The organism is Streptomyces sp. NPDC001903 (genome assembly GCF_042891345.1).
Lineage (GTDB): Bacteria > Actinomycetota > Actinomycetes > Streptomycetales > Streptomycetaceae > Streptomyces.
The window spans coordinates 139,193-160,271 of sequence record NZ_JBIASZ010000017.1; the positions used below are offsets into that span (position 1 = coordinate 139,193).

The 21,079-nt window shown below is 71.5% G+C and carries 19 protein-coding genes; 1 reads left to right on the forward strand and 18 read right to left on the reverse strand.

Annotation, left to right across the window (positions count from 1 at the left end; translation table 11 throughout):
* The 6 genes from carB to pyrR form a co-directional block, all read right to left on the reverse strand.
* The gene (gene carB / locus ACFYZS_RS31260) at positions 1-3,309 is read right to left on the reverse strand and encodes a carbamoyl-phosphate synthase large subunit (RefSeq protein ID WP_389019819.1); all 3,309 of its coding nucleotides are present in this window, start codon (positions 3,307-3,309) and stop codon (positions 1-3) included.
* Entirely contained in the window at positions 3,302-4,444 is a 1,143-nt protein-coding gene (carA, locus tag ACFYZS_RS31265; protein WP_389019822.1) for a glutamine-hydrolyzing carbamoyl-phosphate synthase small subunit, read from the reverse strand. The genes carB and carA overlap by 8 nt, the downstream gene beginning before the upstream one ends.
* Complete coding sequence (locus ACFYZS_RS31270; protein WP_351777366.1) at positions 4,441-5,022, reverse strand: hypothetical protein; 582 nt, start codon at positions 5,020-5,022, stop codon at positions 4,441-4,443. Before ACFYZS_RS31270 ends, carA begins: the two co-directional genes overlap by 4 nt.
* Positions 5,019-6,305, reverse strand: coding sequence for a dihydroorotase (locus ACFYZS_RS31275; RefSeq protein ID WP_389019825.1), 1,287 nt, complete (start codon positions 6,303-6,305; stop codon positions 5,019-5,021). The genes ACFYZS_RS31270 and ACFYZS_RS31275 overlap by 4 nt, the downstream gene beginning before the upstream one ends.
* Positions 6,306-6,307: 2 nt before the next feature.
* Positions 6,308-7,297, reverse strand: coding sequence for an aspartate carbamoyltransferase catalytic subunit (locus tag ACFYZS_RS31280; protein ID WP_389019828.1), 990 nt, complete (start codon positions 7,295-7,297; stop codon positions 6,308-6,310).
* 144 nt (positions 7,298-7,441) lie between these two features.
* Positions 7,442-8,011 (reverse strand): bifunctional pyr operon transcriptional regulator/uracil phosphoribosyltransferase PyrR, encoded by a 570-nt coding sequence (gene pyrR, locus ACFYZS_RS31285; RefSeq protein WP_389019831.1) that lies wholly within the window; start codon positions 8,009-8,011, stop codon positions 7,442-7,444.
* 240 nt (positions 8,012-8,251) lie between these two features.
* Between pyrR and bldD the strand changes: the two genes are divergently transcribed.
* Positions 8,252-8,752 (forward strand): transcriptional regulator BldD, encoded by a 501-nt coding sequence (gene bldD / locus ACFYZS_RS31290; RefSeq protein ID WP_007263032.1) that lies wholly within the window; start codon positions 8,252-8,254, stop codon positions 8,750-8,752.
* A 170-nt stretch (positions 8,753-8,922) separates the two neighbouring features.
* Here the strand turns inward: bldD and nusB are convergent, their stop codons facing one another.
* From nusB to mltG, 12 genes are all read right to left on the reverse strand, one after another.
* Positions 8,923-9,354 (reverse strand): transcription antitermination factor NusB, encoded by a 432-nt coding sequence (gene nusB / locus ACFYZS_RS31295; protein WP_030157452.1) that lies wholly within the window; start codon positions 9,352-9,354, stop codon positions 8,923-8,925.
* Between the two features lie 2 nt (positions 9,355-9,356).
* Positions 9,357-9,923, reverse strand: coding sequence for an elongation factor P (gene efp / locus ACFYZS_RS31300; RefSeq protein ID WP_389019835.1), 567 nt, complete (start codon positions 9,921-9,923; stop codon positions 9,357-9,359).
* 59 nt (positions 9,924-9,982) lie between these two features.
* Positions 9,983-11,092: an aminopeptidase P family protein gene (locus ACFYZS_RS31305; protein WP_389019838.1), complete on the reverse strand. Its 1,110-nt coding sequence runs from the start codon at positions 11,090-11,092 to the stop codon at positions 9,983-9,985.
* A gap of 143 nt (positions 11,093-11,235) precedes the next feature.
* A complete protein-coding gene (locus ACFYZS_RS31310; RefSeq protein ID WP_389019841.1) occupies positions 11,236-13,623 on the reverse strand; it encodes an ATP-binding cassette domain-containing protein in 2,388 nt (795 codons plus the stop codon).
* 61 nt (positions 13,624-13,684) lie between these two features.
* The gene (locus ACFYZS_RS31315) at positions 13,685-14,041 is read right to left on the reverse strand and encodes a VOC family protein (protein WP_389019844.1); all 357 of its coding nucleotides are present in this window, start codon (positions 14,039-14,041) and stop codon (positions 13,685-13,687) included.
* A 98-nt stretch (positions 14,042-14,139) separates the two neighbouring features.
* Complete coding sequence (locus tag ACFYZS_RS31320; RefSeq protein ID WP_389019847.1) at positions 14,140-14,937, reverse strand: AAA family ATPase; 798 nt, start codon at positions 14,935-14,937, stop codon at positions 14,140-14,142.
* 80 nt (positions 14,938-15,017) lie between these two features.
* A complete protein-coding gene (gene aroQ / locus ACFYZS_RS31325) occupies positions 15,018-15,458 on the reverse strand; it encodes a type II 3-dehydroquinate dehydratase (protein ID WP_030157440.1) in 441 nt (146 codons plus the stop codon).
* Positions 15,455-16,546 carry a 3-dehydroquinate synthase gene (gene aroB, locus ACFYZS_RS31330; RefSeq protein ID WP_389019850.1) on the reverse strand — a complete coding sequence of 364 codons (1,092 nt, stop codon included), beginning with the start codon at positions 16,544-16,546 and terminating at the stop codon, positions 15,455-15,457. Before aroB ends, aroQ begins: the two co-directional genes overlap by 4 nt.
* Positions 16,543-17,061 carry a shikimate kinase gene (locus tag ACFYZS_RS31335; protein WP_389019852.1) on the reverse strand — a complete coding sequence of 173 codons (519 nt, stop codon included), beginning with the start codon at positions 17,059-17,061 and terminating at the stop codon, positions 16,543-16,545. The genes aroB and ACFYZS_RS31335 overlap by 4 nt, the downstream gene beginning before the upstream one ends.
* Complete coding sequence (gene aroC / locus ACFYZS_RS31340) at positions 17,058-18,242, reverse strand: chorismate synthase (RefSeq protein ID WP_389019855.1); 1,185 nt, start codon at positions 18,240-18,242, stop codon at positions 17,058-17,060. Before aroC ends, ACFYZS_RS31335 begins: the two co-directional genes overlap by 4 nt.
* 225 nt (positions 18,243-18,467) lie before the next feature.
* Positions 18,468-19,289 carry a shikimate dehydrogenase gene (locus ACFYZS_RS31345; protein WP_389019857.1) on the reverse strand — a complete coding sequence of 274 codons (822 nt, stop codon included), beginning with the start codon at positions 19,287-19,289 and terminating at the stop codon, positions 18,468-18,470.
* Entirely contained in the window at positions 19,286-21,055 is a 1,770-nt protein-coding gene (gene mltG, locus ACFYZS_RS31350) for an endolytic transglycosylase MltG (protein WP_389019860.1), read from the reverse strand. The genes ACFYZS_RS31345 and mltG overlap by 4 nt, the downstream gene beginning before the upstream one ends.
* Positions 21,056-21,079: the final 24 nt, after the last annotated feature.

Consider the following 21,079-nt stretch of genomic DNA (forward strand, 5'->3'; position numbering starts at 1 on the left):
CTAGTCGCGGGCCGCGGTCAGGTGCTCCGCGTGCTCCTGGAGCGAGCGCACGCCCACGTCTCCGTGGTTGAGCGCGTCGATGCCCTGGACGGCCGCGGCGAGCGCCTGGACCGTGGTCAGGCACGGGACCCCGCGGGCCACGGCCGCCGTGCGGATCTCGTAGCCGTCGAGGCGGCCGCCGGTGCCGTACGGGGTGTTGACGATCAGGTCGACCTGGCCGTCGTGGATGAGCTGGACGATGGTCTTCTCGCCGCCGGGGCCCTCGCCCTCGCTGAGCTTGCGCACGATGGTGGCGTTGATGCCGTTGCGGCGCAGCACCTCGGCCGTGCCGGAGGTGGCCATCAGCTCGAAGCCGTGGTTGACGAGCTCGCGCGCCGGGAAGATCATCGAGCGCTTGTCGCGGTTGGCGACGGAGATGAACGCGCGGCCCTTGGTGGGCAGCGGGCCGTAGGCGCCGGCCTGCGACTTGGCGTACGCCGTGCCGAAGACCGAGTCGATGCCCATGACCTCGCCGGTGGAGCGCATCTCCGGGCCGAGGACGGTGTCGACGCCGCGGCCGTGGATGTCGCGGAAGCGCGACCACGGCATGACGGCCTCCTTGACGGAGATCGGCGCGTCCAGCGGCAGGGTGCCGCCGTCGCCGGTCTTCGGGAGCATGCCCTCCTCGCGCAGTTCGGCGATGGTGGCGCCGAGCGAGATGCGGGCGGCCGCCTTGGCGAGCGGGACCGCGGTCGCCTTCGAGGTGAAGGGGACGGTGCGGGAGGCGCGCGGGTTGGCCTCCAGGACGTAGAGGATGTCACCCGCCATCGCGAACTGGATGTTGATCAGGCCGCGGACGCCGACGCCCTTGGCGATGGCCTCGGTGGAGGCGCGCAGGCGCTTGATGTCGAAGCCGCCGAGGGTGATCGGGGGCAGGGCGCAGGCCGAGTCGCCGGAGTGGATGCCGGCTTCCTCGATGTGCTCCATGACGCCGCCGAGGTAGAGCTCGGTGCCGTCGTAGAGGGCGTCGACGTCGATCTCGATGGCGTCGTCGAGGAAGCGGTCGACGAGGACCGGGCGGGTCGGGGAGATCTCGGTGGATTCCGCGATGTACGAGGACAGCCGGTCCTCGTCGTAGACGATCTCCATGCCGCGTCCGCCGAGCACGTACGAGGGGCGCACCAGGACCGGGTAGCCGATCTCGTCGGCGATGGCCTTCGCGCCCGCGAACGTGGTGGCGGTGCCGTGCTTGGGGGCCGGCAGACCCGCCTCGGCGAGGACCTGGCCGAACGCGCCGCGGTCCTCGGCGGCGTGGATGGCCTCCGGCGGGGTGCCGACGACCGGGACGCCGTTGTCCTTGAGGGCCTGGGCGAGGCCCAGGGGGGTCTGGCCGCCGAGCTGGACGACGACGCCGGCGATGGGGCCGGCCAGCGACTCGGCGTGGACGATCTCCAGCACGTCCTCGAGCGTCAGCGGCTCGAAGTACAGGCGGTCGGAGGTGTCGTAGTCGGTGGAGACGGTCTCCGGGTTGCAGTTGACCATCACGGTCTCGTAGCCGGCGTCGCTGAGGGCGAAGGAGGCGTGGACGCAGGAGTAGTCGAACTCGATGCCCTGGCCGATGCGGTTCGGGCCGGAGCCCAGGATGATCACCGCGGGCTTCTCGCGGGGCGCGACCTCGCTCTCCTCGTCGTACGAGGAGTAGAAGTACGGGGTCTTCGCGGCGAACTCGGCGGCGCAGGTGTCCACGGTCTTGTAGACCGGGCGGACGCCCAGCGCGTGGCGGACCTCGCGGACGACGTCCTCGCGCAGGCCGCGGATCTCGGCGATCTGGGCGTCGGAGAAGCCGTGGCGCTTGGCCTCGGCGAGCAGCTCGGGGTGGAGCTTCTCGGCGGCGGCCAGCTCGTCGGCGATCTCCTTGATCAGGAAGAGCTGGTCGACGAACCAGGGGTCGATCTTCGTGGACTCGAAGACCTCTTCCTGGGTGGCGCCGGCGCGGATGGCCTGCATGACGGTGTTGATGCGGCCGTCGGTGGGGCGCACGGCGGTGGCGAGGAGCTCTTCCTTGTCGCCGACGGGGCCGACGAAGGTGAACTGCGAGCCCTTCTTCTCCAGGGAGCGCAGGGCCTTCTGGAGTGCCTCGGTGAAGTTGCGGCCGATGGCCATGGCCTCGCCCACCGACTTCATGGTGGTGGTGAGGGTGGCGTCGGCCAGCGGGAACTTCTCGAAGGCGAAGCGCGGGGCCTTGACGACGACGTAGTCGAGGGTCGGCTCGAAGGAGGCCGGCGTCTTCTCGGTGATGTCGTTGGGGACCTCGTCGAGCGTGTAGCCGATGGCCAGCTTGGCGGCGATCTTGGCGATCGGGAAGCCGGTGGCCTTCGACGCGAGCGCCGAGGAGCGCGAGACGCGCGGGTTCATCTCGATGACGATGACGCGGCCGTCGGTCGGGTCGATCGCGAACTGGATGTTGCAGCCGCCGGTGTCGACGCCGACCTCGCGGATGATCGCGATGCCGATGTCGCGCAGCCGCTGGTACTCGCGGTCGGTGAGCGTCATCGCCGGGGCGACGGTGATGGAGTCGCCGGTGTGGACGCCCATCGGGTCGAAGTTCTCGATGGAGCAGACGACGACCACGTTGTCCTTGGTGTCGCGCATCAGCTCCAGCTCGTACTCCTTCCAGCCGAGGATGGACTCCTCCAGGAGCACCTCGGTGGTCGGGGAGAGGGTCAGGCCCTGGCCGGCGATGCGGCGCAGCTCCTCCTCGTCGTGGGCGAAGCCGGAGCCGGCGCCGCCCATGGTGAAGGAGGGGCGGACGACGACGGGGTAGCCGCCGAGGGTCTCGACGCCCTTGATGACGTCGTCCATCGAGTGGCAGATGACCGAGCGGGCGGACTCGCCGTAGCCGATCTTGGCCTTGACGGCCTCGACGACGCCCTTGAAGAGGTCGCGGTCCTCGCCCTTGTTGATGGCCTCGACGTTGGCGCCGATGAGCTCGACGCCGTACTTCTCCAGCACACCCTGCTCGTGCATGGAGATGGCGGTGTTGAGCGCGGTCTGGCCGCCGAGGGTCGGCAGGAGCGCGTCGGGGCGCTCCTTCGCGATGATCTTCTCGACGAACTCGGGGGTGATCGGCTCGACGTACGTGGCGTCGGCGATCTCCGGGTCGGTCATGATCGTCGCGGGGTTGGAGTTCACCAGGATGACCCGCAGGCCCTCGGCCTTGAGGATGCGGCAGGCCTGGGTGCCGGAGTAGTCGAACTCGGCGGCCTGGCCGATGACGATCGGGCCGGAGCCGATGACCAGGACGGACTGGATATCGGTGCGCTTAGGCACGCTCGGCCTCCATCAGGGTTACGAAGCGGTCGAAGAGGTAGGCGGCGTCGTGCGGGCCGGCTGCCGCTTCGGGGTGGTACTGGACGGAGAAGGCCGGCTGGTCGAGCAGCTGGAGGCCTTCGACGACCTGGTCGTTCAGGCAGACGTGGGAGACCTCGGCGCGGCCGTAGGGGGTCTCGGAGACCTTGTCGAGGGGCGCGTCCACGGCGAAGCCGTGGTTGTGCGCGGTGACCTCGACCTTGCCGGTGGTGCGGTCCTGCACCGGCTGGTTGATGCCGCGGTGGCCGTACTTCAGCTTGTAGGTGCCGAAGCCGAGTGCGCGGCCCAGGATCTGGTTGCCGAAGCAGATGCCGAAGAGCGGGGTCTTGCGCTCCAGGACGCCCTGCATGACGGCGACGGGGCCGTCGGCGGTGGCCGGGTCGCCCGGGCCGTTGGAGAAGAACACGCCGTCCGGGGCGACCGCGTACACGTCCTCGACGGTGGCGGTGGCGGGCAGCACGTGCACCTCGATGCCGCGCTCGGCCATCCGGTGCGGGGTCATGCCCTTGATGCCGAGGTCGACGGCGGCCACGGTGAACTTCTTCTCACCGATCGCGGGGACGACGTACGCCTCCTTGGTGGCGACCTCGGCGGAGAGGTTCGCGCCCTTCATCTGGGGGGCTTCCAGGACGCGGGCCAGCAGGGCGGCGTCATCGGCGATGCTCTCGCCGGAGAAGATGCCGACGCGCATGGCGCCGCGCTCGCGCAGGTGGCGGGTCAGGGCGCGGGTGTCGATGCCCGAGATGCCGACGACGCCCTGCTTGACCAGCTCCTCGTCCAGCGAGCGCTGCGAGCGCCAGTTGGAGGGGACGCGGGCGGGGTCGCGGACGACGTACCCGGCGACCCAGATGCGGGAGGACTCGGGGTCCTCGTCGTTGACGCCGGTGTTGCCCACGTGCGGGGCGGTCATCACGACGACCTGCCGGTGGTACGACGGGTCGGTGAGGGTCTCCTGGTAGCCGGTCATGCCGGTGGAGAACACGGCCTCGCCGAAGGTCTCCCCCACAGCGCCGTAGGCGCGGCCGCGGAAGATCCGACCGTCCTCCAGGACGAGTACGGCGGGAGCTTTGGCTGCTCCCCTGGTGGAGGTCGTCATCGTTCGGCGCCTTCCGTCGTGATGGATTGGTTCATGAGATTGATGGCCTCGACCCAGGCGGCGTGCTCGGCCGCGCGGTCGGAGCGGAATCCGGAGTCGATCAGCTTGTCGCCGTGCGCCCACGTGACGACGAGCAGACCGCCCTCGGTGAGTACCTTGCCCGCGATTCCCTTGTCGAGGCGGGCGCCGCGCAGCTGCGCGGCCGGTACGAAGAAGTCGGTGGCACCCGGACGGACCACGTCGAGGCCCGCGTCGGTGAGCGTGAGCTCCACCCGGCTGCGCACCCCCAGGCCGTGGGCGACGATCCGGTCGAGCCACTGCCCGGCGGTGGTGGACCCGTGGTACCGGCCGGTCAGGGCCAGCCGGTGCTCGGGGAGGCCGCCGGGGGCGGCGGGCAGCTCCGGCAGATCGCTCTGCAGGGCGCCGCGCCATTTCCAGCCCTGCCGCATCAGCCAGTACACGAACGCGATGAAGACGAGCAGACCGAGCACCCACGACACGCGGGCGCCCCAGTCCGTCACCTCCGCCGACCGTCGCTCGGCAGCCTCTGCGGCCAGTTGGATTACTGCAGGTGTCACGCCAGTTTCCCGTCCACGACCGTTGCCCGGCCCCGCAGGAAGGTGTGAGTGACGCGTCCCGGCAGCTCACGGCCCTCGTAAGGCGTGTTGCGGCTGCGGGAGGCGAAGTGTGCGGGGTCCACGACACCACGGTACGAGGTATCGACCAAGGTCAGGTTCGCGGGTTCACCTGCCGAGACGGGGCGGCCGTGGTGGTCCAGGCCGCCGATCCGCGCCGGGGCGAAGGACATGCGCTCGGCGACGCCCGCCCAGTCGAGCAGTCCGGTCTCCACCATCGTCTGCTGGACGACGGAGAGCGCGGTCTCCAGGCCGACCATGCCCATGGCGGCCGCGGCCCACTCGCAGTCCTTGTCCTCGTGCGGGTGCGGGGCGTGGTCGGTGGCGACGATGTCGATCGTGCCGTCGGCGAGCGCCTCGCGCAGGGCCGTGACGTCGCGCTCGGTGCGCAGCGGCGGGTTGACCTTGTAGACCGCGTTGTACGAGCGGACCAGCTCGTCGGTGAGGAGCAGGTGGTGCGGGGTGACCTCGGCGGTGACGTCGATGCCGCGGGACTTGGCCCAGCGGACGATCTCGACCGAGCCGGCGGTGGAGAGGTGGCAGATGTGCACGCGGGAACCGACGTGCTCGGCGAGGAGGACGTCGCGGGCGATGATCGACTCCTCGGCGACGGCCGGCCAGCCGCCGAGGCCCAGCTCTGCGGAGACGACGCCCTCGTTCATCTGGGCGCCCTCGGTCAGGCGGGGCTCCTGGGCGTGCTGGGCGACGACGCCGCCGAAGGCCTTCACGTACTCCAGGGCGCGGCGCATGATCACGGCGTCGTCGACGCACTTGCCGTCGTCCGAGAAGACGGTGACGCGGGCGGCGGAGTCGTGCATGGCACCCAGCTCGGAGAGCTGCTTGCCCTCCAGGCCGACGGTGACGGCGCCGATCGGCTGCACGTCGCAGTAGCCGGACTCCTTGCCCAGGCGCCAGACCTGCTCGACGACGCCGGCGGTATCGGCGACGGGGAAGGTGTTCGCCATGGCGAAGACGGCGGTGTAGCCGCCGGAGGCGGCGGCGCGGGTGCCGGTCAGGACGGTCTCGGAGTCCTCGCGGCCGGGCTCGCGCAGGTGGGTGTGGAGGTCGACGAGGCCGGGCAGGAGGACCTGGCCCTCGGCCTCGATGACGGTCGCGCCCTCGGCGGACAGGTTCCGGCCGACCTCGGCGATGGTCTCGCCGTCGATCAGGACGTCCTGCGCCTCGCCACCGAGTACCTTCGCCCCGCGGATCAGGATCTTGCTCATCTTTACTTGCTCTCCTCGATACGGGGCGTGCTGGTGGTGGTGACGGCCGGCTCGGAGCCGCCGAGCAGCAGGTACAGGACGGCCATCCGGGTGGAGACGCCGTTGGCGACCTGCTCGACGGCCGTGCAGCGGTCGGAGTCGGCGACCTCGGCGGTGATCTCCATGCCGCGGTTCATCGGGCCGGGGTGCATGACGATGGCGTGCTCGGGCATCTTGGCCATGCGGTCGCCGTCGAGCCCGTACCGGCGGGAGTACTCCCGCTCGGTCGGGAAGAAGGCGGCGTTCATGCGTTCGCGCTGCACACGCAGCATCATGACCGCGTCCGACTTCGGCAGCACGTCGTCGAGGCTGTACGAGACCTCGCAGGGCCAGCTCTCGACGCCGATCGGGACCAGGGTGGGCGGGGCCACCACGGTGACCTCGGCGCCGAGCGTGTGCAGCAGCTGCACGTTGGAGCGGGCGACGCGGCTGTGCAGGACGTCGCCGACGATCGTGATGCGGCGGCCGCCGAGGTCCTTGCCGAGGCCGGCGTCACGGCCGACCAGGCGGCGGCGCATGGTGAAGGCGTCCAGCAGGGCCTGGGTGGGGTGCTCGTGGGTGCCGTCGCCGGCGTTGACGACGGCGGAGTCGATCCAGCCGGAGGTCGCGAGCCGGTAGGGGGCGCCGGAGGCGTGGTGGCGGATCACGACCGCGTCGGCGCCCATGGCCTCCAGGGTCAGCGCGGTGTCCTTGAGGGATTCGCCCTTGGAGACCGAGGAGCCCTTGGCGGAGAAGTTGATGACGTCGGCGGAGAGCCGCTTGGCGGCCGCTTCGAAGGAGATCCGGGTGCGGGTCGAGTCCTCGAAGAAGAGGTTGACGACGGTGAGGCCGCGCAGCGTGGGCAGCTTCTTGATCGGCCGGTCCGCGACGCGTGCCATCTCCTCGGCGGTGTCGAGGATGAGGACGGCGTCGTCGCGCGTGAGATCGGCGGCCGAGATGAGGTGGCGCTTCATCAGGGTGCTCCGTTTGTCGATGAGGTCAGAGCGGCGGGCAGGGCACGGCCGGGGGCGGGCCCCGGACTGCGGCGGGATGGAGTGCGGCCCGGCGGGCAGGCTCGCGCACGGGCCCCCGCGTTCGGGGCCCCTCACTCGTACGGGCTACTGCCCGGCGGCCGTGTCGGTCCGCTGGCCGAGCAGCACGGCGTCTCGGCCGTCCTCCTCCTGGAGCTGGACCTTGACGGTCTCCCGCAGCGACGTGGGGAGGTTCTTGCCGACGTAGTCGGCGCGGATCGGCAGCTCGCGGTGGCCGCGGTCGACGAGGACGGCGAGCTGCACCGCGCGGGGGCGGCCGAGGTCGCCCAGGGCGTCGAGCGCGGCTCTGATGGTGCGGCCGGAGAAGAGCACGTCGTCGACGAGGACGACGAGGCGTCCGTCGATGTCGTCGCCGGGGATCTCGGTGCGGCCGATCGTGCGGGCGGGCTTCAACCGCAGATCGTCGCGGTACATGGTGATGTCGAGGGATCCGACCGGGATCTTCGTGCCGGTGATCTCTTCGAGCTTGGCGGCCAGCCGGCGGGCGAGGTACACACCGCGGGTGGGAATGCCGAGGAGCACCACGTCGTCGGCGCCCTTGGCGCGTTCGACGATCTCGTGGGCGATGCGGGTCAGCACCCGCGCGATGTCCTGCGCCTCGAGAACGGGGCGCGCATCGCTCTGCTGAGCGTCCATGGAAGGACCTCCTTCTCCGCCTCACGGGACGGTTCTTAAAGGACGTCTGTCTGTACGGCCTCCACGGTACCAGGGGCCCGGCCCCGCACCCGCACCGGGCCCGGTGCGGGCCGCTCGAAGGGGGGCGGCCAAGACCATTCGGCTTGACGCATCCAAGTAACGCTGCGTAACCTCACAGTGAGTTACCAGCCGCGCGGCGGTGCCGCACGTGGTCATGTCGTCACAGCGTCCGGGAGCGTTATGTCCAGCGAATACGCCAAACAGCTCGGGGCCAAGCTCCGCGCCATCCGCACCCAGCAGGGCCTCTCCCTCCATGGTGTCGAGGAGAAGTCCCAGGGCCGGTGGAAGGCCGTGGTGGTCGGGTCGTACGAGCGCGGGGACCGCGCCGTGACCGTCCAGCGCCTCGCCGAGCTGGCGGACTTCTACGGGGTTCCGGTGCAGGAGCTGCTGCCGGGCACGACCCCGGGCGGGGCCGCCGAGCCGCCGCCGAAGCTGCGCCTCGACCTGGAGCGCCTCGCGGGCGTGCCCGCCGAGAAGGCCGGCCCGCTGCAGCGGTACGCCGCCACCATCCAGAGCCAGCGCGGGGACTACAACGGCAAGGTGCTGTCGATCCGCCAGGACGACCTGCGCACCCTGGCCGTCATCTACGACCAGTCCCCCTCGGTCCTGACCGAGCAGCTCATCAGCTGGGGCGTGCTCGACGCGGACGCGCGTCGCGCCGTGGCGCACGAGGACATCTAGTCCCGACGCCCAGGACCAGCAGAAACGTTACCGGTGTGGGCCGGGAGCCCGGAGTGGCTCCCGGCCCGCACCGGTTTTCGCGTCCGGGTCCGGGGCGGCCGCGCACGGACGACGGAGGGCCCGCAGCGCGCGTGCGCTGCGGGCCCTCCGTTCTCGCCGAACCGCCCGGGCTACTCGCCCCGGCGCAGGCTCGGCTTCAGGTCCTTGAAGCGGGCCAGCAGCCCGTTCACGAACGAGGGGGACTCGTCCGTCGAGAACTCCTTGGCCAGCTGGACGGCCTCGTCGATGGCCACGGCGTCCGGGGTGTCGTCCACCCAGATCAGCTCGTAGGCACCGAGCCGCAGGATGTTCCGGTCCGCGACCGGCATGCGGTCGAGCTCCCAGTCCACGGCGTAGGTGACGATCAGGTCGTCGATGCGGTTCACCTTGTCGGCGTACCCCTCGACGAGATCCATCGTGAAGGCGCTGACGGGCGGCTGCCGGTCGTCCGACCGCGCGTGGCGGATCCAGTCCGCGAGGACCTCGCGCACGGGCACCCCGCGCTGGTCGGCCTCGAACAGGATCTGGAAGGCGCGCTTGCGCGCGTTGCTGCGGGCAGCCACGGTTAGCTGTTCACCCGGCCGAGGTAGTCGGAGGTACGGGTGTCGACCTTGACCTTCTCGCCGGTGGTGACGAAGAGCGGGACCTGGATCTCGTAGCCGGTCTCCAGCTTCGCCGGCTTGGTGCCGCCGGTGGAGCGGTCGCCCTGGACGCCCGGGTCGGTGTGCTCGATGGTCAGCTCGACGGCGGCCGGGAGCTCGACGTAGAGCACCTCGCCCTCGTGCTGCGCCACGGAGGCGGTGAAGCCCTCGATCAGGAAGTTGGCGGCGTCGCCGACAGCCTTGCGGTCGACCATGAGCTGGTCGTAGGTGCTCATGTCCATGAAGACGAAGTAGTCGCCGTCCATGTACGAGAACTGCATGTCGCGGCGGTCGATGGTGGCCGTCTCGACCTTCACACCGGCGTTGAAGGTCTTGTCGACGACCTTGCCCGACAGCACGTTCTTGAGCTTGGTGCGCACGAAGGCCGGGCCCTTGCCGGGCTTGACGTGCTGGAACTCGACGACGGACCAGAGCTGGCCCCCGTCGAGCTTGAGCACCATGCCGTTCTTGAGGTCGTTCGTGGAAGCCACGGTTGCGGAATCTCCTGCACTGGAAGACCACGGGTGCGCGCACAGCCCGCCGCGGCGGGCTAGAGCGCGAGCAGCTCCTTGGTCGTAATGGTGAGTAGCTCGGGACCGCCGTCCGCCTCGGGGCGTACGACGAGCGTGTCATCGATCCGGACACCTCCCCGGCCCGGGAGGTGAACCCCCGGTTCGACGGTGACCGGCACGCAAGCGTCCAGTTTACCCATTGCCGTAGGTGCAAGCTGCGGGTCCTCGTCGATTTCGAGGCCGACGCCGTGTCCGGTCGTCGCGGAGAGGGCTTCGCCGTGGCCCGCGGAGTCCAGTACGGAGCGCGCCGCGCGGTCGACTTCGCGGTACGCGGTGCCGGGCAGGAGTGCCTCCCGGCCGGCTCGCTGGGCCGCGAAGACGAGGTCGTAGAGCTCGATCTGCCAGTCGGCCGGGCTGGTGCCGATCACGAAGGTCCGGCCGATCTCGCAGCGGTAGCCGCGGTAGTTGGCGCCGAGGCAGACGGAGAGGAAGTCCCCCTCCTCGACCCGGCGGTCGGAGGGCCGGTGCCGGGAGCTGCCGGAGTTCGGCCCGGTGCCGACGGAGGTCGGGAAGGCGGGCCCGTCGGCGCCGTGGTCGACGAGGCGGCGCTCCAGCTCCAGGGCGAGGTGGCGCTCGGTCCGGCCCACCAGGATCGACTCCAGCAGCTCGCCGAGGGCCTGGTCGGCGATCTCGGCGGCGATCCGCAGGCAGGCGATCTCCTCCTCGTCCTTGACCAGGCGCTGCTGCTCCACGGCGGTCCCCAGGTCCACGAGCCGCAGCTTGGGGGCGACGGAGCGCAGGGCCCGGTGGCGGGCGACGGTGAGGTGGTGCTCCTCGACGGCCAGCGACTCCACGCGCAGCGAACCGGCCGTGTCCCCGGCCGCCACGGCCGCGTCGCTGCCGGGCCCGGCCAGTACGGAGAGCCGCAGCCGCTCGTCGAGGCGGCCCTCGTCGGCTTCGCCGGTGGGCGGGCCGACGGTGAACAGCGTGTCCTCGCCGTCCGGCCCGACGAGCAGGACGGCGGACGGCGGGGAGGCCCCGGCGAGGTAGCGGACGTTCGCCGGACGCGTGATCAGCGCGGCGGCGTTCCCCGCGGCGGCGCATCGGTCGCGGAGCAGGCCCCGGCGGGCCGCGTACACGTCTGACATGTCTTCGAGCGTACGAGCGCACCGCGCATCCGGCCTGGTGAGCACACCCGTACGGGGCCGGGGCCGGGGCCCGGCGGCGGCTCCGGCCGCCCGGCCCGGGCCCCGCCCCGGCCGCGTCCGGGGCCGTCCCGGCCCCGTCCCGGTCAGCCGCCCACGTACGCCGCGAGGTGCTCGCCGGTGAGGGTGGCGCGCTCGGCGACGAGCTCGGCGGGGGTGCCCTCGAAGACGATCCGGCCGCCGTCGTGGCCCGCGCCGGGCCCGAGGTCGATGATCCAGTCGGCGTGCGCCATGACCGCCTGGTGGTGCTCGACGACGATCACCGACTTGCCGGAGTCGACGAGCCGGTCGAGCAGGCCCAGCAGGTGCTCGACGTCGGCGAGGTGCAGGCCGGCCGTCGGCTCGTCGAGCACGTAGACCCCGCCCTTCTCGCCCATGTGGGTCGCCAGCTTGAGCCGCTGGCGCTCGCCGCCCGAGAGGGTGGTGAGCGGCTGGCCGATGGTGAGGTACCCCAGGCCCACGTCGGCCAGACGCGCGACGATGCGGTGCGCGGCCGGGAGGTGGCCCTCCCCCGATCCGAAGAACGCCTCGGCCTCGGTCACCGACATCGCGAGGACCTCGCTGATGTCCTTGCCGCCGAAGTGGTAGTCGAGGACGGAGGAGTCGAAGCGCCGGCCCTCGCACTCCTCGCAGGTGGTGGCGACCCCGGCCATCATCGCCAGGTCGGTGTAGATGACCCCGGCGCCGTTGCAGGTCGGGCAGGCTCCCTCGGAGTTGGCGCTGAACAGGGCCGGCTTCACGTCGTTGGCCTTGGCGAACGCCTTGCGGATCGGGTCCAGCAGTCCGGTGTAGGTGGCCGGGTTGCTGCGCCGGGACCCCTTGATGGCGCCCTGGTCGACCGACACCACCCCTTCGCCGGCGGCCCCCGACTTTCGAGGCAGCGAGCCGTGCACGAGCGAGCTCTTGCCGGAGCCCGCCACTCCGGTGACGACGGTGAGCACCCCGAGCGGGATGTCCACGTCGACGTCGCGGAGGTTGTGGGCCGTGGCCCCGCGGATCTCCAGCGCGCCGGTGGGCTTGCGCACGCTCTCCTTGACCGAGGCCCGGTCGTCGAAGTGCCGGCCCGTGATGGTGCCGCCGGTGCGCAGCCCCTCCACGGTGCCCTCGAAGCAGACGGTGCCGCCGCCCGCACCGGCGCCGGGGCCGAGGTCGACGACGTGGTCGGCGATCGCGATCGTCTCCGGCTTGTGCTCCACGACGAGCACCGTGTTGCCCTTGTCCCGCAGCCTCAGCAGCAGGTTGTTCATCCGCTGGATGTCGTGCGGGTGCAGGCCGGTGGTGGGCTCGTCGAAGACGTACGTGACGTCGGTGAGCGAGGAGCCGAGGTGGCGGATCATCTTGACGCGCTGCGCCTCGCCGCCCGAGAGCGTGCCCGACGCGCGGTCGAGCGAGAGGTAGCCGAGGCCGATCTCCACGAACGAGTCGAGGGTCCCCAGCAGCGTCGCGAGCAGGGGGGCCACGGAGGGCTCGTCGAGGGCGCGGACCCATTCGGCCAGGTCGCGGATCTCCATCGCGCACAGGTCGGCGATGTTCTTCCGCTTGATCTTCGAGGACCTCGCGCCCTCGTTCAGCCGGGTCCCGGCACAGTCGGGGCAGGTGGTGAAGGTGACCGCCCGCTCCACGAAGGCCCGGATGTGCGGCTGCATGGACTCGGTGTCCTTGGACAGCATCGACTTCTGGACGCGCGGGATCAGGCCCTCGTACGTCATGTTGATGCCCGCGATCTTCATGCGGGTCGGCTCGCGGTACAGGAGGTCCTGCAGTTCCTTCTTGGTGTACTTCGCGATCGGCTTGTCCGGGTCGAAGAAGCCCGACTCGGTGTAGAGGCGGGAGTTCCAGCCGCCCCCGGTGTAGCCGGGGATCGTGAACGCGCCCTCGTTCAGCGACTTGGCGTCGTCGTAGAGCTGCGTCAGATCGATGTCGGTGACCGCGCCCCGGCCCTCGCAGCGCGGGCACATGCCGCCGGTGATGCTGAAGCTGCGCCGCTCCTTGACCTCCTGCCCGCCGCGCCGGACGGTGACCGCGCCGGCCCCGCTGATCGAGGCGACGTTGAAGGAGAACGCCTTGGCGGAGCCGATGTGCGGCTTGCCGAGTCTGCTGAACAGGATGCGCAGCATGGCGTTGACGTCGGTGGCGGTGCCGACCGTGGAGCGCGGGTCGCCGCCCATCCGCTGCTGGTCGACGGTGATCGCGGTGGTCAGGCCGTCGAGCACGTCGACCTCGGGCCGGGCCAGCGTCGGCATGAAGCCCTGGACGAAGGCGCTGTAGGTCTCGTTGATCAGCCGCTGCGACTCGGCGGCGATCGTGTCGAACACCAGCGAGCTCTTGCCCGAGCCGGAGACGCCGGTGAACACGGTCAGGCGCCGCTTCGGGATCTCGATGCTGACGTCCTTGAGGTTGTTCACGCGCGCGCCGTGCACGCGGATCAGGTCGTGGCTGTCGGCGTCGTGCGCCGCGGGCCTGTCCGTGCTCATCGTGTCTCCGTCTCTCGGGTGGGGCGGCCTGGCTCGATCCAACCAGCTGTGCGCGGCCGGCTCACTGGTCCTGGAGCAGCCCGAGGACGTTGCCGTCGGGGTCGGTGAAGGTGGCCACGAGGCGGCCGCCGCCGACGTCGCGCACGGGGTCCTTGAGCTTGCCCCCGGCGGCGGTCACCTCGGCGAGCTTGGCCTCGATGTCCGGCACGTGCCAGTGGGCCACGGGCGAGGTCATGCCCTGCTGGGCGCCGCCGGGCACCAGCCCGATCTGCTGGCCGTCGGCCTCGTAGCCGACGTAGTACGGCTCGTCGACCACCGGGGCGACGCCGAGCAGCGCGGTGTACACGTCCTTGGCAGCGGCCAGGTCGGAGACGGGGTGCAGGACGGTCTTGATTCCCTGGGTGGAAGAGGCGGTCATGATCACTCCTGAAGCGGTGGGGTTGGCGTGGAATTCACGCTATCCGCGGGGTGCGGGCCCACGCTTCTCGAATCCTGACCGGTTGGGGAGGCGCCCGCTCAGAAGGCCGGGGTGGTCAGGGACCGGGCCAGGGCCTCGTCCAGGGCCCGGGAGGTGGCCTCCACGTCCAGGTCCGAGTTGTCGATGATCGGCAGGCCCGAGCCGTACCAGCCCGCCATGCGGCCGTGGATGCGGGCGACCTCCTCGTCCGAGAGGCGCCGGTTGCCCGAGCGGGCGGCGTTGCGCTCCAGGACGATCTCCAGGCCGGGCAGGAGCACGACCGGCAGCAGGGCGGGGCCCACGTGCCGCTTCCAGCCGCCCAGGCCCACCACCGGCCGGTCCGGGAACACGGCGTCGTCGAGGATGCAGGAGATCCCGTTGGCCAGGAAGTTGCGGGCGGCGAAGCCGCAGGTGCGGCGGGCCAGCCGGTACTGGGCCTCGGAGTGGTCGTTCCAGCCGGCCTGCGGGTCGGCGAAGCCCGAGCACACCCACTCCCGGACGTCGTCCAGGCTCACGTGGGCGGTCGGCACCGGGCGGGTGCTCGCCCAGTGCCGGGCCACGGTGGTCTTGCCCGCGCCCGCCGGGCCGATCAGCAGCACGGCCAGCGTGGCGCCTCCGGTCCCGCTCACCGCGGGAGGGAGCGGGATGTGGCCCGTGGCCTCGGGGCCGGGCGCCGGCGTCCCGTACGGCGGGGCGTGCGGGGGCTGTGCGTGCGGGGGCTGGGCCTGCGGCGGCCCGGCCGGGGGCACGGGCGCCGGCCACCCCTGTGCGGGAGGTATCGGCGGCTGCGGGGGCACGGCCGGATGATGTCCGGGCTGCCCCCAGCCCGCGCCGCCGCCCCCCACTCCTTGCTGCATCCGCTGCCACTCCGTCTCGTTCCACCGACTGATGCGAGAACGTTATATGACCGCGGGGCCCGAGCCGCCCACCAGCACCGTCAGAGTGCGACTTCGTCCGCCAGCGCGCGCAGCGCCAGCCGGTACGAACCGATGCCGAAGCCCGCCACCGTGCCCGTGGCCACCGAGGCGATGACCGACGTGTGCCGGAACTCCTCGCGGGCGTACGGGTTGGAGATGTGCACCTCGATCAGCGGCGCGGTGCGCTGCGCCGCCGCGTCCCGCATGGCGTACGAGTAGTGCGTGAAGGCACCCGGGTTGATCACGACGGGGATCTTGCCGTCCGCCGCCTCGTGCAGCCAGCGGACGATCGCGCCCTCGTCGTTGGTCTCGCGGACCTCGACGTCGAAGCCGAGCTCCTCGCCCAGCGTGCGGCAGCTCTCGACGAGCCCGGCGTACGAGGTGGCCCCGTACACGTCGGGCTCGCGCGATCCCAGGCGGCCCAGGTTCGGCCCGTTCAGCACGAGCACCTTGCGGCTCACGCCGACACCTCGCCGTACGCCGCGATCAGGTGCGCCGGGTCGGGGCCCTCCAGGACGGTGGGCTTGGCCAGGCCGTCGAGGACGATGAAGCGCAGCAGGTTGCCGCGGGACTTCTTGTCCACCTGCATGGTCTGGAGCAGCTTGGGCCACTGGTCGCCGCGGTACGTCAGCGGCAGCCCGACCGCGGCCAGGATCTCCCGGTGCCGGTCGGCCGTCGCGTCGTCGAGCCGGCCTGCGAGCCGGCCGAGCTCGGCCGCGAAGACCATGCCGACCGACACGGCCGCGCCGTGCCGCCACTTGTAGCGCTCGTTCTTCTCGATGGCGTGCGCGAGCGTGTGCCCGTAGTTGAGGATCTCCCGCAGGCCCGATTCCTTCAGGTCGCTGGAGACGACGTCCGCCTTGACGCGGATCGAGCGCACGATGAGCTCCGCGGTGTGCGGGCCCTCGGGCGTGCGGGCCGCGGCCGGGTCCGCCTCGATGAGGTCGAGGATCGCCGGGTCGGCGATGAATCCGGCCTTGATGATCTCGGCGAGGCCGCTGACGTAGTCGTTGACCGGCAGCGAGTCCAGCGCCGCCAGGTCGCACAGCACGCCGGCCGGCGGGTGGAAGGCGCCGACGAGGTTCTTGCCCTCCGCGGTGTTGATGCCGGTCTTGCCGCCGACGGCCGCGTCCACCATCGCCAGGACGGTGGTCGGTACGGCGATCCAGCGCACCCCGCGCAGCCAGGAGGCCGCGACGAAGCCCGCGAGGTCCGTGGTGGCACCGCCGCCGACGCCGACGATCACGTCGGTGCGGGTGAAGCCGGACTGGCCGAGCGCCTTCCAGCAGTACGCCGCGACCTCGACGGTCTTGGCCTCCTCGGCGTTCGGCACCTGGATGGCGACCGCCTCGTAGCCCTGCTCGGCCAGGTCGTCGCGCAGTGCCTCACCGGTCGAGGCCAGTGCCTCGGGGTGGATCACGGCGACCCGCTGGGCCTTCGTACCGATCAGGCCGCCCAGCTCGCCGAGCAGCTGCCGGCCCACCAGCACGTCGTACGCGTCGTGTCCGGCGCTGGCGCCGACCTGGATGCGCGTCACCTGGTCTGTCATACGTCCTTCAACTCCAGAGCGTCGAGGACCGCCTGGGCGACCTCTTCGGGGGTGCGGTCGTCGGTGGCCACCACGACGCGCGCGACTTCGGTGTACAGGGGGCGGCGGGCCTCCATCAGCTCGCGCCACTGGCGGCGCGGGTTGACGGCGAGCAGCGGGCGTGCGGCGCCCAGGCCGACGCGCCGGACGGCCTCCTCGACGTCCATCGACAGATAGGCGACGGGCAGGCCGGCCAGCAGCTGCCGGGTGCCCGCGTCGAGGACGGCGCCGCCGCCGAGGGCGAGGACTCCGGTGTGCTCGGCGACGGCGGCGGCGACCGCCTGCCGCTCCAGCTCACGGAAGTACGGCTCGCCCTCGTCGACGAAGAGGTCGGAGATCTCGCGGCCCTGGGCCGCGACGATGTCGGCGTCGGTGTCCCGGTAGGGGACGCCGAGCCGCTCGGCCAGCAGCGCCCCCACCGTGGACTTGCCGGACCCCATGGGCCCGACGAGGACGACCAATGGTCCGCCCGTCACCGGATCTGCAGGTTGTCGAGGTACGACTGCACGTTGCGCCGGGTCTCGGGCACCGAGTCGCCGCCGAACTTCTCCACGACCGCGTCCGCGAGGACGAGGGCGACCATCGCCTCGGCGACGATGCCCGCCGCGGGGACGGCGCAGACGTCGGAGCGCTGGTGGTGGGCGGAGGCGGCCTCGCCGGTGGCCACGTCGATCGTGGCCAGCGCCTTCGGCACCGTCGCGATCGGCTTCATGGCGGCCCGCACGCGCAGCAGCTCACCGGTGGTCAGACCGCCCTCGGTGCCGCCGGAGCGGCCGGAGGTGCGCTTGATGCCCTCGGGGGTGGCGACGATCTCGTCGTGCGCCTGCGAGCCGGGTACGCGGGCCAGGTCGAAGCCGTCGCCGACCTCGACGCCCTTGATCGCCTGGATGCCCATCAGCGCGGCCGCGAGGCGGGCGTCGAGGCGGCGGTCCCAGTGCACGTGCGAGCCGAGGCCGACCGGGACCCCGTACGCGAGGACCTCGACGACGCCGCCGAGGGTGTCGCCGTCCTTGTGGGCCTGGTCGATCTCGGCGACCATCGCCTTCGACGCGTCGGCGTCGAGGCAGCGCACCGGGTCGGCGTCGAGCTTCTCCACGTCGGCGGGGGTCGGGTAGACCCCGTACGGGGCCTTGGCCGAGGCCAGCTCCACCACGTGCGAGACGATCTCGATGCCCGCGACCTCCTTGATGAAGGAGCGGGCGACGGCGCCGAGGGCGACGCGGGCGGCGGTCTCACGGGCGCTCGCGCGCTCCAGGATCGGCCGGGCCTCGTCGAAGCCGTACTTCTGCATGCCCGCCAGGTCGGCGTGGCCCGGGCGCGGACGGGTCAGCGGCGCGTTGCGGCCGGTGTCCTTGAGCAGCGACGGGTCGACCGGGTCGGCCGACATGACGGTCTCCCACTTGGGCCACTCGGTGTTGCCGATCATGACGGCGATCGGGGAGCCCTGGGACAGGCCGTGGCGCACACCGCCGAGGAAGGTGATCTCGTCCTGCTCGAACTTCATCCGGGCACCGCGGCCATAGCCGAGCCGGCGCCGGGCCAGGTGGTCGGCCACCAGCTCGGTGGTGACCGGAACGCCGGCGGGAAGGCCCTCCAGCGTCGCGACCAGTGCCGGTCCGTGCGACTCTCCTGCGGTCAGCCAACGCAACCTGCTCAACGATGCTCCTCATGCTCGCGCCTGGGTACTGCGGCGGCGCGGCCGGGTGCTCGGCCCGGACCCGCCACACCCGATCCTCCCACGTCCGGGCCGGTGCACCGCCCTCCGGTCCAGCTGGCGGACGGCAGTGCACCCGGGCTCACCCTGGCGAGTGCGGCCGTGGGCGGGCAAGATCGGCCGGAGCAGTGCATCAGGTGGGGTCGCGGCGGGTGCGGCGCCGGCCGATCAGTGGCGGGCGCGCAGCGCCGCCTCCCCGGCCGCGCGCATGGCGGCCAGCGGAGCCGCGTGCCGGCCGGTCATCTGCTCGACCTGGAGCACCGCCTGGTGGACGAGGAGGTCCAGACCGCCGAGGAGCCTGCCGCCGTGCTGCGACCAGGACGCCGCGATCTCGGTCGGCCAGGGGTCGTACAGGACGTCGAAGAGGGTCCCGGCGCCGTCCGGTACGTGGGCGGCCAGCCAGTCCGTGGCCCGGGCCGGGGTCGTCGCGATGACCAGCGGCGCGCCCAGCCCGTCGGCGGCGTCCGCCCAGTCGGCCGTGCGGACGGCCACGTCGAGGCGCTCGCCCCACTCCTGCATCTCGTCGGCGCGGGCCTTGGAGCGGACGTACACCGTGACCTCGCCGGAGCAGATCCGGGCGAGGGCGGCCAGGGCCGAGGAGGCGGTGGCCCCGGCGCCGAGGATGGTGGCGTGCTCCACCGTGTCCACGCCGCGCTCGTGGAGCGCGGAGACGATCCCCGGGATGTCGGTGTTGTCGCCGAGGCGCCGGCCGTCCTCGGTCAGGACGACCGTGTTGACCGCCTCGACCGAGGCGGCGGTGTCGCTGATGCCGTCGAGCAGCGGGATGACCGCGCGCTTGAGCGGCATCGTGAGCGACAGCCCGGCCCACTCGGGGCCGAGGCCGGCGACGAACTGCGGGAGCGCGTCCTCGTCCATCTCGAAGCGGTCGTACGACCAGTCGTCGAGGCCGAGCTCCTGGTACGCGGCGCGGTGGAGCACCGGTGAAAGGGAGTGCTCGATCGGTGAACCGAGCACGGCTGCGCGTATCACTGCCCTTCCTTCTTCCTCTCCTCTTCGTACTTCTGGCGGTTCCTGTTGTGCTCTTCGTTGGTCACGGCGAACAGAGTCTCGTTCTCGTTCACCGACACGAAGTAGTACCAGGGACCGGTGGCCGGGTTGATCGCCGACTTGAGCGCGTCGGGGCCCGGGCTGCCGATCGGTCCGGGCGGCAGGCCCTTGATCTTGTAGGTGTTGTACGGGTCGTCGAGCTTGCGCAGGTCGTTGACGGACCCCACGTCCAGGGTGCTCTGGCCCCTCATGTAGTTGACCGTGGAGTCGAAGTCGAGCAGGCCGTAGGTCTCCGTGTTGCCGGGCTTGAGCCGGTTGTAGACGACCCTGGAGATCTTGTCGAAGTCGTGCTGGTACTTGCCCTCGGCCTGGACGAGGCTCGCGACCGTGATGAGCTGCAGCGGGCTGGAGAGCCCCAGCTTGGAGGCCTGGCCCTTCACGTCCGCGCTCTCGTAGGCCTCGTTGGACTTGGCGACCATCTGCTTGAGCATCGACTGCGGGGTCGCGTCCTTGCTCAGGTCGTAGCGGGCCGGGTAGAGGAAGCCCTCCAGCGGGTCCTTGAGGTCCTTGTTGGCGGCCCAGTCGGGCAGACCGAGGTTCTTCGCCTCCTTGGTGGCGACGTCCTTGGTCGTGCCCTCCTTGAGCTTGAGGCGCTCGTCGATGGCCTTGTAGACCTGGCTGGTCTTCCAGCCGGGGATGACGTCCAGCGCGTTGACGCCGGCGCCGCCCACCATGAGGTCGACGGCCGCCTTGCCCGACATGTGCTGCTTCATCGTGTAGGAGCCGGCCTGGATGGCGCCGCCCTTGGGGTTGGCCTTGGCGGCGGCGACGAACGCGTCGGCGCTCTTGACGACGCCGTGCGCCTTCAGGATGCGGCCCATCTCCCCCATGCCGGTGCCCTTGGGGATGTCGATGGTGACCGTGCCCTCGCCCTCGCCGGCGTAGTCCTCGCCGGTGCTGAACTTGGACTTGAGGTAGTCCAGGCCGTAGTAGCCGCCACCGCCGAGCACGCCGATGATCACGACGGCGGCGATCAGGCAGGCAGCGCCGTTGCGGCCCTTGGGCTTCTTGTCCTTCGAGCGGCCGCGGCGCCCGCCGCCGCCCGGGGTGTCGGCGTCGTCGCCGTCGCCGGGCGGGGCCGCGGGGGCCTCGGCGGCCTCGTCCGCCGCGTCCTGCGCCTCCTCGGCGAGCTCCGGCTCCTGCTCCGTGACCAGGTGGCGCCGGCCCGGGGGCTGCGGCGGCGGGTAGGCCTCCGGCGTCCCGTAGAGGTCGGGCGCCTCGCCCGGGTAGCCGCCGACGGGCTGCTGGGCGTACGGGTCCGCGCCGAGGTACGGGTCGGCCTGCGGGACGGCGGCGTACTGGGCCTGGACCTGGGCCTGGGCCTGGAGCCGGCCGGTGTCCCAGCCCTGACCCTGGCCGTCGTACATCGGCTGCTGCGGCTGCTGCTGGTAGAGCTGCTGGTGAGCGGCCTGGTGGGGCTGCTGCGGGGCATAGCCCTGCTGCTGGTCCGGGTACTGGCCCTGCTGCACGTACTGCTGCTGGTACTGGGGGTCCTGCTGGTACTGCTGACCCTGCTGGTACTGGGGATCCTGCTGGTACTGCGGCTCCTGCTGGTACTGCTGCTGGGGGCCGCCGGAGTAGGGCATCTGAGCCTGCTGGCCCTCGTGCCCGGTCCACCCCTGGTCCCCGTACAGGGGGTCCTCCGGGTGCCACGGTTCGGGGCCACGGCCCCGGCCATACTCAGTCATCGGTCCCCTAGAGCCGCGAGACGG

Excerpts from the sequence above, each read along its gene's own strand:
- carA (WP_389019822.1), bottom strand. The coding sequence starts at position 4,444 with ATGACGACCTCCACCAGGGGAGCAGCCAAAGCTCCCGCCGTACTCGTC.
- ACFYZS_RS31275 (WP_389019825.1), bottom strand. The coding sequence starts at position 6,305 with ATGAGCAAGATCCTGATCCGCGGGGCGAAGGTACTCGGTGGCGAGGCG.
- ACFYZS_RS31280 (WP_389019828.1), bottom strand. The coding sequence starts at position 7,297 with ATGAAGCGCCACCTCATCTCGGCCGCCGATCTCACGCGCGACGACGCC.
- pyrR (WP_389019831.1), bottom strand. The coding sequence starts at position 8,011 with ATGGACGCTCAGCAGAGCGATGCGCGCCCCGTTCTCGAGGCGCAGGAC.
- bldD (WP_007263032.1), top strand. The coding sequence starts at position 8,252 with ATGTCCAGCGAATACGCCAAACAGCTCGGGGCCAAGCTCCGCGCCATC.
- ACFYZS_RS31305 (WP_389019838.1), bottom strand. The coding sequence starts at position 11,092 with ATGTCAGACGTGTACGCGGCCCGCCGGGGCCTGCTCCGCGACCGATGC.
- ACFYZS_RS31310 (WP_389019841.1), bottom strand. The coding sequence starts at position 13,623 with ATGAGCACGGACAGGCCCGCGGCGCACGACGCCGACAGCCACGACCTG.
- ACFYZS_RS31315 (WP_389019844.1), bottom strand. The coding sequence starts at position 14,041 with ATGACCGCCTCTTCCACCCAGGGAATCAAGACCGTCCTGCACCCCGTC.
- ACFYZS_RS31320 (WP_389019847.1), bottom strand. The coding sequence starts at position 14,937 with ATGCAGCAAGGAGTGGGGGGCGGCGGCGCGGGCTGGGGGCAGCCCGGA.
- aroB (WP_389019850.1), bottom strand. The coding sequence starts at position 16,546 with ATGACAGACCAGGTGACGCGCATCCAGGTCGGCGCCAGCGCCGGACAC.
- mltG (WP_389019860.1), bottom strand. The coding sequence starts at position 21,055 with ATGACTGAGTATGGCCGGGGCCGTGGCCCCGAACCGTGGCACCCGGAG.